The sequence below is a fragment of the Ruegeria sp. K5 genome (genome assembly GCF_056531805.1).
Map to the genome: position 1 here is coordinate 1940663 of NZ_JBQFML010000001.1, position 12588 is coordinate 1953250.

11 protein-coding genes and 1 tRNA gene are annotated in these 12588 nt (G+C 60.6%); 11 read left to right on the plus strand and 1 reads right to left on the minus strand.

Annotated elements, in window-relative coordinates:
* Positions 1–55: 55 nt before the first annotated feature.
* The 3 genes from ACR0MO_RS09360 (at position 56) to ACR0MO_RS09370 (ending at position 2666) form a co-directional block, all read left to right on the plus strand.
* A complete protein-coding gene (locus tag ACR0MO_RS09360; RefSeq protein ID WP_480890857.1) occupies positions 56–1525 on the plus strand; it encodes a flavin-containing monooxygenase in 1470 nt (489 codons plus the stop codon).
* 4 nt (positions 1526–1529) lie between these two features.
* Positions 1530–2516: an alpha/beta fold hydrolase gene (locus ACR0MO_RS09365; RefSeq protein WP_170622966.1), complete on the plus strand. Its 987-nt coding sequence runs from the start codon at positions 1530–1532 to the stop codon at positions 2514–2516.
* A gap of 73 nt (positions 2517–2589) precedes the next feature.
* Positions 2590–2666: transfer RNA gene (locus ACR0MO_RS09370), tRNA-Met, on the plus strand.
* A gap of 71 nt (positions 2667–2737) precedes the next feature.
* Here ACR0MO_RS09370 and ACR0MO_RS09375 read toward each other — a convergent pair.
* The gene (locus ACR0MO_RS09375) at positions 2738–3274 is read right to left on the minus strand and encodes a ZrgA family zinc uptake protein (RefSeq protein ID WP_170622964.1); all 537 of its coding nucleotides are present in this window, start codon (positions 3272–3274) and stop codon (positions 2738–2740) included.
* A gap of 270 nt (positions 3275–3544) precedes the next feature.
* Between ACR0MO_RS09375 and ACR0MO_RS09380 the strand changes: the two genes are divergently transcribed.
* The 8 genes from ACR0MO_RS09380 to ACR0MO_RS09415 all read left to right on the plus strand — a co-directional run bounded on the left by ACR0MO_RS09380 (position 3545) and on the right by ACR0MO_RS09415 (position 12524).
* A complete protein-coding gene (locus ACR0MO_RS09380) occupies positions 3545–4816 on the plus strand; it encodes an imelysin family protein (RefSeq protein WP_170622962.1) in 1272 nt (423 codons plus the stop codon).
* 134 nt (positions 4817–4950) lie between these two features.
* Complete coding sequence (locus tag ACR0MO_RS09385; protein ID WP_170452471.1) at positions 4951–5244, plus strand: (2Fe-2S)-binding protein; 294 nt, start codon at positions 4951–4953, stop codon at positions 5242–5244.
* Positions 5192–5677 carry a bacterioferritin gene (bfr, locus tag ACR0MO_RS09390; protein ID WP_170452473.1) on the plus strand — a complete coding sequence of 162 codons (486 nt, stop codon included), beginning with the start codon at positions 5192–5194 and terminating at the stop codon, positions 5675–5677. Before ACR0MO_RS09385 ends, bfr begins: the two co-directional genes overlap by 53 nt.
* Complete coding sequence (locus ACR0MO_RS09395) at positions 5637–7199, plus strand: di-heme oxidoredictase family protein (RefSeq protein WP_170622961.1); 1563 nt, start codon at positions 5637–5639, stop codon at positions 7197–7199. Before bfr ends, ACR0MO_RS09395 begins: the two co-directional genes overlap by 41 nt.
* A 1-nt stretch (position 7200) precedes the next feature.
* The gene (locus tag ACR0MO_RS09400) at positions 7201–8214 is read left to right on the plus strand and encodes an imelysin family protein (RefSeq protein WP_480780204.1); all 1014 of its coding nucleotides are present in this window, start codon (positions 7201–7203) and stop codon (positions 8212–8214) included.
* A 3-nt stretch (positions 8215–8217) separates the two neighbouring features.
* Entirely contained in the window at positions 8218–9303 is a 1086-nt protein-coding gene (locus tag ACR0MO_RS09405) for a DUF1513 domain-containing protein (protein WP_480890860.1), read from the plus strand.
* A gap of 100 nt (positions 9304–9403) precedes the next feature.
* Positions 9404–11293 (plus strand): biosynthetic arginine decarboxylase, encoded by a 1890-nt coding sequence (gene speA, locus ACR0MO_RS09410; protein WP_480890863.1) that lies wholly within the window; start codon positions 9404–9406, stop codon positions 11291–11293.
* A 19-nt stretch (positions 11294–11312) separates the two neighbouring features.
* Positions 11313–12524 carry a saccharopine dehydrogenase family protein gene (locus tag ACR0MO_RS09415; protein ID WP_480582515.1) on the plus strand — a complete coding sequence of 404 codons (1212 nt, stop codon included), beginning with the start codon at positions 11313–11315 and terminating at the stop codon, positions 12522–12524.
* The last annotated feature ends 64 nt before the right edge of the window (positions 12525–12588 follow it).

Here is a 12588-nt window from a genome sequence, read left to right on the forward strand (position 1 = left end):
ACACCCCTTCCTATCTTTGGGTTATCTCCATATGGTTGTGCCGGGAGGCAAGGTTTTGACGCAAAAGACACAGATGCTGATCGTCGGCGCGGGGTTCGCCGGGTTGACCATGGCGCTGGAGGCCCGAAAACGCGGCATTCGCGACATCATCATTCTTGAAAAGGCCGATGACATCGGCGGCACCTGGCGCGAGAACACCTATCCCGGTGTTGCCTGCGATGTGCCCTCGCACCTGTATTCCATGGCAACGCATCCGAATCTGGACTGGAGCCAGTCTTATGCGGGCGGTGCGGAAATACAGGCTTACCTGCAGAACGTCGCGCGGGATGAAGGACTGTACGATCTGTGCCAGTTCAACCAACGCCTGAAATTCGCCAGATGGGACGGGGATCACTGGCATGTCGAAAGCGAAAGCGGCCAGACCTGGACGGCACGGTTTCTGGTGTCCGCAATCGGCGCGCTGCATATTCCAAGCATTCCGGCCATTCCCGGCGCCGACAGCTTCCCCGGTCCCAGCTTCCATTCGGCGGAATGGGACCACGACATTGACATGACCGGCGCGAGCGTAGCTGTTGTCGGAACCGGGGCATCGGCCATTCAGTTTGTGCCCGAAATCGCAAAGACCGCGAAACAGGTGACGGTCTTCCAACGCAGCGCGCCTTATGTCCTGCCGCGCCCGGACGGTCCAATTGCGCCCTGGGTCCGGCGGCTGTACCGGCGCGTCCCCTTGCTGGCCCGGATCAGACGCGGGTTGATTTTCGCCTTTTTCGAGTTTCGCCACCGCGTGTTCCGGGGCGAAAAGCTCATGGTGGCGTATGCGATGAACATGTGGCGCAAATCGCTGCACGGTGCCATATCCGATCCGGCCGAGCGCGAGAAACTGACCCCGGACTATCAGATCGGTTGCAAGCGCATCCTCAGTTCCAACGACTGGTACCCCACCCTGACACGTGACAATGTTCACGTTATCCCGTCGGGCGTGGCATCCATCGACGGCGACAAGATACTTGCGACCGATGGGTCCGAGACGCAGGCCGACATTCTGGTCTGGGGCACCGGCTTTCACGTCACCGACATTGCCGAACGTCTGGACATTACCGGCCTGGACGGGTTGACGCTGAGGCAGGCGTGGTCGGACGGGATGCAGGCCAATCTGGGCACCGCCGTCGCGGGTTTCCCGAATTTCTTCATTCTGCTCGGGCCACATACCGGGCTTGGCCACAACTCGGTCGTGCTGATGATCGAAGCGCAGGTCAGCCATATTGGCGAAGTGCTGAGCGCGATGGCGGATCAAGGGCTGGACGCCATCACGCCGCATGCCGAGAAACAAGAGGCGTTCACCAAAGAAATGCAGGACCGCCACGCAGACGGTGTCTGGAAATCCGGCGGTTGCACGTCCTGGTATCTGGATGCCAAGGGGCGCAACACGACGCTGTGGCCCGGAACCGTCGCAGAATTCCAAAAGCGTATGGCCCGGTCAGGAATGGAACACTACGGGCCCGCGCCTGACGCGGCAGGAGATTGATGAGATGACAATTGTGCTGATCCTAATCGCCCTTTTAGCGGCCGTCCTGCTGGTCATGCACCTCTGGACCCGGCATCTGACCAACGAGGGGTTCAAAACTGTTCCGCAGTTGGGGCAGATCGTTCCTGTCACCGGGGGCAGCATTCACTATGTTGAAAAAGGCAACCCCGAGGCGCAGACCATTGTCATGATCCATGGACTGGCGGGGCAGTTGCAGCATTTCACCTATGCTTTGGTCGACGCGCTGGCCGATGAATATCACGTCATCGCCCTGGATCGCCCCGGATGTGGCTACTCGACCCGCGAAGCGCCCGAGGTCGGGCGGCTGCCGGAACAGGCCCGGATGATCAACGAATTTCTTGAAGTCAAAGGCATATCCGACGCGGTGCTGGTGGGGCATTCCCTGGGCGGCGCGCTGTCACTGGCCATCGCGCTGGATTACCCGAACCGGGTGGCAGCCCTTGCCCTGCTGGCACCGCTGACCCACAAGATGCCCGCCCCGCCAGTGATCTTCAAATCGCTGGAAATCCGTTCGGAATGGATACGCAATCTGGTGGGCAACACGCTGGCGGTTCCGATTGCCGCCAAAACGGCCCCCCATTCCCTGCATTTCGCCTTTGACCCGGAACCGGTGCCGGACGATTTTCTAAGCCGCGCGGGCGGGGCATTGGGGTTAAGACCGTCAGCCTTCGTCACCGCCTCGCAGGATCTTGTCGGCGTGGATGACAGCATCGCAGCCCAAAGCGCCCGCTACCCCGAACTGCGAACCCCGGGCGGCGTATTCTACGGCGCGCAGGACACGATCCTGTCTCCGGCGCTGCACGGACCTCCGATGACGGAGTTTGGGTTGTTCTACGAAGAGGTTGACGGTTTGGGCCACATGACGCCAATCACGGTTCCGGACCAGTGCGCAGATTTCATCCGCAGGGTCATTCAATCCGCTGCGGACACATCGAATTCCGGCGAGGACGAAAACACGCAAACGATCTGAAAGAATCCGCTGTGATCCGGTCTTTTCCCCCTTGACCCTCCCCAGCGGCTCCCTTAAATCGCCTCTCACTCATGGCGGAGTAGCTCAGTTGGTTAGAGCAGCGGAATCATAATCCGCGTGTCGGGGGTTCAAGTCCCTCCTCCGCTACCAAAACTCCCGACAACAGATGGTTTGAATGTCCCCTTGGCGGGCTCATTGGGCGTTGAGCGCTGGGATTGTTGCTAAAGCCCCGACAGATCCACCAGTGGCGTGGCGCGGGTGACGTCGAATGTGTGCAGCCCATCAGACCGCTCGACACTGACCTGAAACTTCTGAGTTGCTTCGAACCGATCAAAATAGGCGAATTCGATTGTGTTCAGCGCCTCGATGCTCTGACATTGGATCACGTAATCGGCCTGAAACTCGGACAGTTCGGGGGTCTCGGATGGGCTTGTTTCGGCTCCGATCGCCTGGGTTGGCGCACCCTGCGCATCAGATGTCAGGGCCACATTCGCCGAGGCAGTAAAGCATCCGGCTTCTTCCGGAAGTACGAACAACTCCAATGGCTTAGACAGGTCCGAAATTGCCACCGCAACCATGGCGCGGTCCTCATCCGAGGCGGCAGGCCGCTCGAACCCGACAATATCCGCGCTGGGAACTGCCAGAGACAGTGCAAACTCGGCACCCGAAAATTGAATGGCTAACCGTCCGGTCCCACGTTCAGGCTGGCTTTCCAGCTGCGTTGCCTGGGCCGTGACAGCCGCCGGCAAAAGGGACAATGCCAAAACCGCGCATTTCATTAACCAAGTACCACCAAAATAGAATCACACCGATCAGTTTAGCCCGAATCCCCTGTTGCGCAACGCAAGCCCCGCGTTCAGGCCTCGCCAGATATGGGGAATAAGCGGGTGATTGCTACCTTGCCCGGCTTAATTTCCGACAATAAAACTCAGGTTGACAAATCTGACTTAATCACTCAGTTATTGATACATAACTCTATGTGGCCACTCGCCCACTTAGCCGTTTCTGACAGGAAAGACTGAACCCTCATGACCAGATTATTGACCGCTGCCAGCGCTTTAACACTTTGTGCCGCAACCAGCGCCTTGGCCGGTGATGCACCCGCAAAAGCCGATGTTCTGAACACCTATGCCGACATCGCCGAAGCCAAATATGACGACAGCCTGATCGCGGCAAAATCGCTGCAAGCGGCCGTTAACGCCCTGATCGCCGATCCGTCGGATGCCACGCTGAACGCCGCCCGCGCGGCCTGGCTGGCGGCGCGTGTTCCCTACCAGCAGACCGAGGTCTATCGCTTTGGCAATGCCATCGTTGATGACTGGGAAGGCAAGGTGAACGCATGGCCGCTGGACGAAGGGATGATCGACTATGTTGACGCCTCTTACGGTGGGCCCAGCGACGAAAACGAGTTCGCCGTTCTGAACGTCATTGCCAACCCAAGCTTTGATCTGTCGGGCAACACTGTTGACGCGTCCCAGATCACGCCGGAGCTGCTGGCCGACACGCTGCACGAGGCAGATGGGGTCGAGGCAAACGTCGCCACCGGCTACCACGCGATCGAGTTCCTTTTGTGGGGTCAGGATCTGAACGGCCACGGTGCTGGCGCGGGCAACCGTCCGGCCACCGACTATGCGCAGGGCGATGACTGCACCAACGGCAATTGCGACCGCCGCGCGCAATATCTGAGCGCTGCCACCGATCTGCTGGTCAGCGATCTGGAATGGATGGCGGCACAGTGGGCCGAAGGTGGAGAAGCCCGCGCCGCTCTGACCCAAAACGAAGACGCTGGCATCAGTGCAATCCTGACCGGCATGGGTTCGCTGTCATATGGGGAAACCGCAGGTGAACGCATGCGGTTGGGCGTGATGCTGAACGATCCAGAAGAAGAGCATTCGTGCTTTGCCGACAACACCCATAACGACCACTACTATAACGGGGTTGGCATCCAGAACGTCTATCTGGGCAGCTATACCCGTATCGACGGTACGCCGGTCAGCGGCGCATCGCTGTCGGAGCTGGTGATCGCAAGCGATCCTGCGCTGGACGCGGAAATGAAGACCAAGCTGGCAAACACGATGCTGGCGCTTGGCGTGATGAAATCGACCGCCGAGGCCGGATTTGCCTATGACCAGATGCTGGAACGCGGCAATGCCGGTGGCGAGGCGCTGATCATGGGCGGCGTCAACGGCCTGATCGACCAGACCAAGACCATCGAACGCATCGTCACAGCACTTGAGCTTGACAACATCGAGTTCGAAGGCTCGGACAGCCTGGACAACCCCGACGCGGTTTTCCACTAAACGGCCCCGTCGGTCGGAAACGGGGCGACACCTCGGTTCCGACCGGTCTGGTCACGAAGACGTATGAAAGCGCGCTGGACCTGAAACAAATAACCTACTATTTAAGTAAGAAATCTAACGAGCCTCGATTCGCCATGATCGTATGCCACTGCACCAACATCTCTGACCACGACATCCGCGCCGCGATTGACTGGATGCGCGCGGCGGATTCGCAGGCCATCATCACGCCGGGCAAAATCTACCACGCCCTCGGAAAGTCGGCGGATTGCGGCGGGTGCATGCCGCTTTTCCTAGACACGATGCGTTCTAGCGATAATCTGGAAGTCCCCATGCAACTCCGCGCGTTGCGCAGCGGAGTATCACAGGAGAAAGCTGATGAAGGGCGATCCCAAGGTCATAGAATATCTCAACAAATCCCTGCGGCATGAACTGACCGCGGTCAGCCAGTATTGGCTACACTACAGGCTTCAGGAAGATTGGGGCCTTGGCCATATGGCCAAGAAAAGCCGCGAAGAAAGCATCGAGGAGATGGGGCACGCGGACAAGCTGATTGAGCGCATCATCTTTCTGGAAGGTCACCCGAACCTGCAAAAGCTGGACCCGCTGCGTATCGGTCAGAACCCAAAGGAAACGTTGGAGTGTGATCTGGCCGCCGAACTGGACGCTCGTGCCCTTTATGCCGAAGCGCGCGACTATTGTAGGGAAGCCGGGGACTACGTCTCTATGACGCTGTTCGAAGGATTGATCGCAGATGAGGAAGGCCATATCGACTTCCTGGAAACGCAGCTCGACCTGTACGAAAGGATCGGCGAAGCCAATTATGCGCAACTCAACGCATCGAAAATGGACGAAGGCGAATAGTCTTTTTGCCCTGTCAGTGGCCGCCCTGGCGGCCACCCCGGCCCTGCCTGCTGAAACCCAAAACCTTCCCCTGCAGGACCTTCACCTGAACATCACCCCCCGCACCGATGACGAACGCGCCCGCGTTGAGGCGGTCACTGCACCGCCGCAGGACTTCAGCGTGCCGCAGCGGTTCGAAGACCTGCCCGCCGGGGCCGCAACGGTTCGCGTGCGCAACGATGCGGATGCGTTTTCCCAACCCTCGGGCAACCTAAGCTTTGAGCAAGAGCTTGATTTCAAGGTCGGCAACGGGCTGTTCAAGAAAATCTGGGTGTCGTCGCCGTCATCGACGCTGGCATCTGACGGGTTGGGTCCGCTTTACAACGCGCGGTCCTGCCAGCGGTGTCACATCAAGGACGGGCGCGGGCACACGCCGAACGGGCCGGATGACAATGCGGTGTCTATGTTCCTGCGAGTCTCCATACCGGGCGGCCCAAACGACGGCTTTCCCGAGATCGAGGATTATATCGCGACCCTGCCAGAGCCGACATATGGTGGCCAGATGCAAGACTTCGCGCTGGCCGGACACCCGGCGGAATACCAGTTGGACATCACTTACGAAGAGGTCCCGGTCGCGCTGTCGGACGGCGAAATCGTGTCGTTGCGCCGCCCGACCTATCGGGCCGCCGATCTGGGCTATGGTCCGTTGCACCCGGATGCGATGCTCAGCCCCCGCGTCGCGCCGCAGATGATCGGCCTTGGTTTGCTGGAGGCGATCCCGGTCGCTGATCTTCTGGCCAAAGCCGACCCCGAAGATTCGGATGGCGATGGGATCTCGGGCCGGGCGAACATCGTCTGGTCGGCAGAATACGATGTCCCCATGATGGGCCGGTTTGGGCACAAGGCGGGCATGCCAACGATCATGGAGCAGTCAGCGGCGGCCTTTGCCGGGGATATCGGCATCTCAAGCCCACTGTTCCCGGCCCCGCACGGGGATTGTACCGACGCGCAGATCACCTGCACGGACGCGCCGCATGGCGATGATGACACGCGCGGGTTTGAGATCGATCAGATCGGCATGGATCTTGTGGCCTTCTACAGCCGCAATCTGGGCGTGCCCGGCCGCCGCGACGTAGATAACCCTGAGGTTCTGCGCGGCAAAGAGGTGTTCTACACCACGGGCTGCACCGCATGCCACACGCCGTCCCATGTGACACACCGCATGGACGACCGGCCCGAACAGAGTTTTCAGTTGATCTGGCCCTATACCGACCTGCTGCTGCACGACATGGGCGAAGGTCTGGCCGACAACCGCCCCGAAGCCCGCGCAACCGGTCGCGAATGGCGCACACCTCCGCTGTGGGGCGTTGGCCTGACCGAACGAGTCTCGGGCCACACGCAATTCCTGCATGACGGGCGCGCCCGCAATCTGCTGGAGGCGATCCTGTGGCACGGGGGCGAGGCGCAGGCGGCGCGCCATGCCGTCGTCTCAATGCCCAAGGCCGACCGGGACGCCCTGATCCGTTTCCTTGAGAGCCTTTGACATGCGCATACTGCCCCTCATCGCCGCATCACTGATGCTACCGGTTAGCGCTTTGGCACAGGATCGTTCCGCAATCCTGCTGGATGCGACCCAGTCGCATATCCTGCCCCGGTTCGCCGAACTGGCGGATACCGCCGACGCGCTGGCCGAGACTGCACAGCAGGACTGCGAACCAACCTCACCCGCCCTGCGCGCGGCCTATGGCGCGTCTTTCGACAGCTGGATTTCCCTCAGCCATTTACGCTTTGGACCGACCGAGGTGGATGACCGTGCTTTTGCCATGGCCTTCTGGCCCGACACCAAAGGGTTTACCTCCAAGGCCCTGTCGCAGCATATCACCGCCGAAGACGCGGCCGTTGAAAGCGTTGAGGTCTACGCCGAAACCTCGGTGGCTGGGCGTGGGTTCTTTGCTTTGGAGCGGATGCTGTTTGACCCTGCGTTTGCCGATCAGGGCAGTGCTGCTTACCGCTGCGCCCTGATTCAGGTGATCACAGCGGATATTGACGCCAATGCCCGCGCGATGGCCGATGACTGGCAGACCTACGCCCCCAGCCTGACCCAACCCGGCGTCAACAGTCGCTATAGGACGCAGGATGAGGCACTGCAGGAGTTGTTCAAGGCGCTCTCGACCGGTCTTGAGTTCACCGCATCAACAAGGCTGGGGCGACCGCTCGGAACATTCGACCGCCCGCGTCCCAAGCGGGCCGAGGCGCGACGCTCTGAACGATCCTTGCGGCATGTGGAACTGTCGCTGATCGCGCTGCGCGATCTGGCGGCGCGGTTATCCTCTGATCACCCCGAGGTCGCCTCCGATCTGGACGCCGCCTTCGCTCGCGCGATAGGCACTGCACGGTCGATTGATGATCCGGCATTGGCCGGCGTGGCGGACCCTGCGGCGCGGTTTCGGATCGAAGCCCTGCAACAATCCATCACCGACATCCGCACCATCGCCTCAACCGAACTTGGCCCGACCCTTGGGATCAGCGCAGGCTTCAACTCATTGGACGGGGACTGAGCCTTGACCAGTCGCAGGCGTTTTCTTGCCGGGTTGGCGGCGGCGAGCATCACCCCGATCCGGGGATGGGCTTCCGTTGGCGCGCCAGACTATCTGGCTGCAGGGCTGTTCCCCGACGGTTCATTCCGTCTGGCGGGGTTGACCGCCGATGGAGATATCCTGTTCGCCCTGCCCCTGCCCGCGCGCGGCCACGCCGCCGCCGCACATCCGAACAAAGCGCAGGCTGTCGCCTTCGCGCGCCGCCCCGGAACCTTCGCCGTTGTGATCGATTGCGCCAACGGCACGGAACTGGCCCGGCTTGAAGCCCCGGAGGGGCGACATTTCTACGGGCATGGCACGTTTTCGGCCGATGGCATGCACTTCTTTGCCACCGAAAACGACTATGAAGCCGGTACCGGAAAAGTTAGCATCTGGGACGCGGACAGTTTTGAACGTCTGGGTGAGTTCTCGTCTGGCGGCGTTGGCCCCCATGACATGCGACTGATGCCAGACGGGCAGTCGCTGGTGATCGCCAATGGCGGGATTGAAACCCATCCGGACACCGGACGCACCAAACTGAACCTGCCGGTGATGCGCCCGAATCTGAGTTACCTCGATCTGTCCGGAACACTGCTGGAACAGGTGGAACTGCCGCGCGCCATGCACAAGAACTCGATCCGGCATCTGACCGTACGCGATGACGGGCTTGTCGGTTTTGCGATGCAATGGCAGGGCAGTGCGTCCGAGCATCCTCCGCTGGTGGGTCTGCACCGCCGGGGTGAAGCTGCGACGCTGCTATCGGCCCCCGAAGCGGATCAAAGCCGGTTACAGGGATATGCAGGCAGTATAGCGTTTTCAGCCGATGGGACGGCCATCGCCATCACCTGCCCGCGCGGCAACGCTTTGCACCGGTTCGATGTGCAGACCGCAACCTTCCTAGACGCCTTCGCCTTGAACGATGTCTGCGGTCTTGGGTCTGGTCCGAACGGTTTGGTCTTCACTACAGGAACCGGCCTTGTCGGCACGCTGGACGGGCCGCGGACACAGATCCTGACCCGGTCTGATTGCCAATGGGACAACCATCTGATCCCGATCCGCAGTTTCGCATAAAATTCGGCAATCCCCGTCACATAGTTTACACTTGGAAGAATCAAACTGCTGCCGTATTGGCGGGCGCGAAACCGGCACCCTACGTTAAGGACTGACTTGATTGAAACACACGCCCGACGCACCGCATTCCATCTACGGGGTTGAGAAATGGGGCAAGGGCCTCATCGAGGTGACGGAGGCGGGCGAGATCGGTCTGCGCAATCCGATGGCCCCCGAGGCCGAGGCGATCAGCCTGCCCGGCATCCTGACCGATCTGGACGACCGCGGCATCAAGGCCCCGATGCTGCTGCGCGTGACATCCTATCTGGAACACGAGATCGCGCATCTGAACGAAAGCTACCGCGATGCGATTGCCCGCACCGGCTACCAAGGGGCGTATCGCGGCGTGTTCCCGATCAAGGTGAACCAGCAGGCGCAGGTGGTCGACCGGATCGTCGAATTCGGCAAGACATACGACTACGGGCTCGAGGCCGGGTCGAAACCCGAACTGGTGATTGCCCTGGCGCATCGGCTGTCGCGCGACGCGCTGATCGTCTGCAACGGCGTCAAGGATGCCGAGTTCATCCAGCTTGCCATCCTCAGCCGCAAGATCGGCTTCAATACGGTGATCGTGCTGGAAAGCCCGAAAGAGGCCGACACGGTGATCGAGGTCTATAACGAGTTGGGCATCGAACCGCTGCTGGGCGCGCGGGTGAAACTGACCAACCAGATCAGCGGCAAATGGGAGGAAAGCTCGGGCGACCGATCCGCCTTTGGCATGAACACCGACCAGTTGGTGGCCACCGTGGACAAGCTGAAGGAGGCCGGGCTGCTGCATTGCCTGAAACTGCAGCACTCGCATTTGGGCAGCCAGGTGCAGGACGTCAACGACGTGCGCCGCGCCGTGGGTGAGGCGTGCCGTTATTACACCGAACTGACCCGAGAGGGCGTTCCGCTGACCCATCTGGACCTCGGCGGCGGCATGGGCGTGGACTATACAGGCGAGAAGAAGGCTGCCGAAAACTCGATCAACTACACGGTCGAGGAATACTGCGCCAACGTCGTCGAAACCGTTGCCTATGCGCTGGACGAGGCCGAGGTGCCCCACCCCACGCTGGTCACCGAAAGCGGCCGCGCGGTGGTTGCGACATCGTCCATGCTGGTGTTCAACGTGCTGGAAAGCACGCTTTATGACGCCCCCAACGGCCCCGAGGTTGAACCCGACGACCATCACATGGTCTCGGACCTTGCCGCCGTGCATGGCTACCTGTCCAGCGACCGGCTGCAGGAATGCTGGAATGACGCCAATTTCTATCGCAATGAACTGCGCGCGCTGTTCAGACGCGGCTATGTCGACCTGCGCCAGATGGCCCGCGCCGAACGCATCTATCTGTCGCTGATGGCCCGCCTCAAGGCGCTGGCCGCAAGCGACGAGCTGGACACGGATGTGGACGACCAGCTTGAGAAAGTGGCCGATATCTACCACTGCAACTTCTCGCTGTTTCAATCCCTGCCTGACGTCTGGGCCATCGATCAGCTGCACCCGATCGTGCCACTGCAAGGGCTGAACGACACCCCCGACCGCCGCGCGGTCCTGTCCGACATCACCTGCGACAGCGACGGCAAGATCGACCGTTTCATTCTGGCCGACGGTGTCTCGCCCAGCCTGCCGGTGCATTCCCTGCCCGAGGATGGCGAATATTGTATGGGCGTCTTCTTTGTCGGCGCCTATCAGGAAACACTGGGCGATCTGCACAACCTGTTCGGCGACACCAATGTCGTCACCATCGACCTGCGCGCCGATGGCGGTTTCGACCTGCTGCACGAACAAGAGGGCGACACCATCAGTCAAGTCCTGTCCTATGTCGAGTTCGACCCGCAGGACTGCGTCGCCGCCTTCCGCAAAATGGTGGACGAGGCGATCTCGACCGGTACTCTGCTGGCCAAAGACCGCAAAACCCTGATGGCCGCCTACCGCGACAGCATCAACGGCTACACCTATTACGAATAACCCGAGAGGAGAGGACACCATGGGCAAAACACTGGTTGTCGGCGCAGGCGGCGTATCCCACGCTGCTGTGCACAAGATGGCGATGAATTCGGACATCTTCACCGAAATCACTCTGGCCAGCCGCACGAAATCGAAATGCGACGCCATCGCCGCAGCCGTCAAGGACCGCGTCGGCGTGGACATCAAAACCGCCGAACTGGACGCCTATAAGGTCGAGGACACGGTCAGGCTGATCAAGGAAACCGGGGCGGAAATCCTCGTGAACCTTGCCCTGCCCTATCAGGATCTGGTGCTGATGGATGCGTGCCTCGAGGCCGGTATCCACTATCTCGACACCGCGAATTATGAGCCCGAGGATGAGGCCAAGTTCGAATACCACTGGCAATGGGCCTATCAGGAACGGTTCAAAGCGGCCGGCCTGACAGCCATCCTCGGCTCGGGTTTCGATCCGGGCGTGACCTCCGTCTTTGCCACATGGCTGAAGAAACACAAGCTGGACACCATCCGCCAGATTGACGTTCTAGACGCCAATGGCGGCAGCAACGATCAGGAGTTTGCCACCAATTTCAACCCCGAGATCAACCTGCGCGAAGTGCTGGCCGAAGTGCGCCACTGGGAAGGTGGCGCGTGGAAACACTCCCCAGCCATGACCCACAAGGTCGAGTTCGACTTCCCCGCCATCGGCCCCAAGAACATGTACCTGATGTATCACGAGGAACTGGAGTCGCTCTCGACCCACTTCCCCGAGATCGAGCGCGCCCGCTTCTGGATGACGTTCGGCGACGCCTACATCACTCACGCCAAGGTGCTGGAAAACGTTGGCATGACCCGCATCGACCCGGTGATGCATGACGGCAAGGAAATCATCCCGATCCAGTTCCTGAAAACCCTGCTGCCCGATCCCGGCGATCTGGGCGCGGAAACCAAGGGCAAGGCCTGCATCGGCGACATCGCCACAGGTCAGGCCAAGGACGGCTCGGGCGAGAAGACCTACTACATCTACAACATCTGCGACCACGAAGAATGCTATGCCGAGGTCGGCAGTCAGGCCGTCAGCTACACCACCGGCGTCCCCGCAATGATCGGTGCCGCTCAGGTGCTGAAAGGCAACTGGCGCGAACCCGGCGTGTGGAACATGGAACAGCTGGACCCGGACAACTTCATGGACATGCTGAACGAACACGGTCTGCCCTGGCAGGTCCACGAGCTTGACGGCCCGGTCGAATTTTAACTTCATCTTTTCCTAAATACTCCGGGGGGTCCGGGGGGCTGGCCCCCCGGCCTCACAAATTCAG

Bases quoted from the DNA above. Each gene is read 5' to 3' on its own strand.
- ACR0MO_RS09395 (WP_170622961.1), top strand. From the start codon at position 5,637: ATGCGCAACTCAACGCATCGAAAATGGACGAAGGCGAATAGTCTTTTT.
- ACR0MO_RS09400 (WP_480780204.1), top strand. From the start codon at position 7,201: ATGCGCATACTGCCCCTCATCGCCGCATCACTGATGCTACCGGTTAGC.
- ACR0MO_RS09380 (WP_170622962.1), top strand. From the start codon at position 3,545: ATGACCAGATTATTGACCGCTGCCAGCGCTTTAACACTTTGTGCCGCA.
- ACR0MO_RS09415 (WP_480582515.1), top strand. From the start codon at position 11,313: ATGGGCAAAACACTGGTTGTCGGCGCAGGCGGCGTATCCCACGCTGCT.
- ACR0MO_RS09385 (WP_170452471.1), top strand. From the start codon at position 4,951: ATGATCGTATGCCACTGCACCAACATCTCTGACCACGACATCCGCGCC.
- ACR0MO_RS09365 (WP_170622966.1), top strand. From the start codon at position 1,530: ATGACAATTGTGCTGATCCTAATCGCCCTTTTAGCGGCCGTCCTGCTG.
- bfr (WP_170452473.1), top strand. From the start codon at position 5,192: ATGAAGGGCGATCCCAAGGTCATAGAATATCTCAACAAATCCCTGCGG.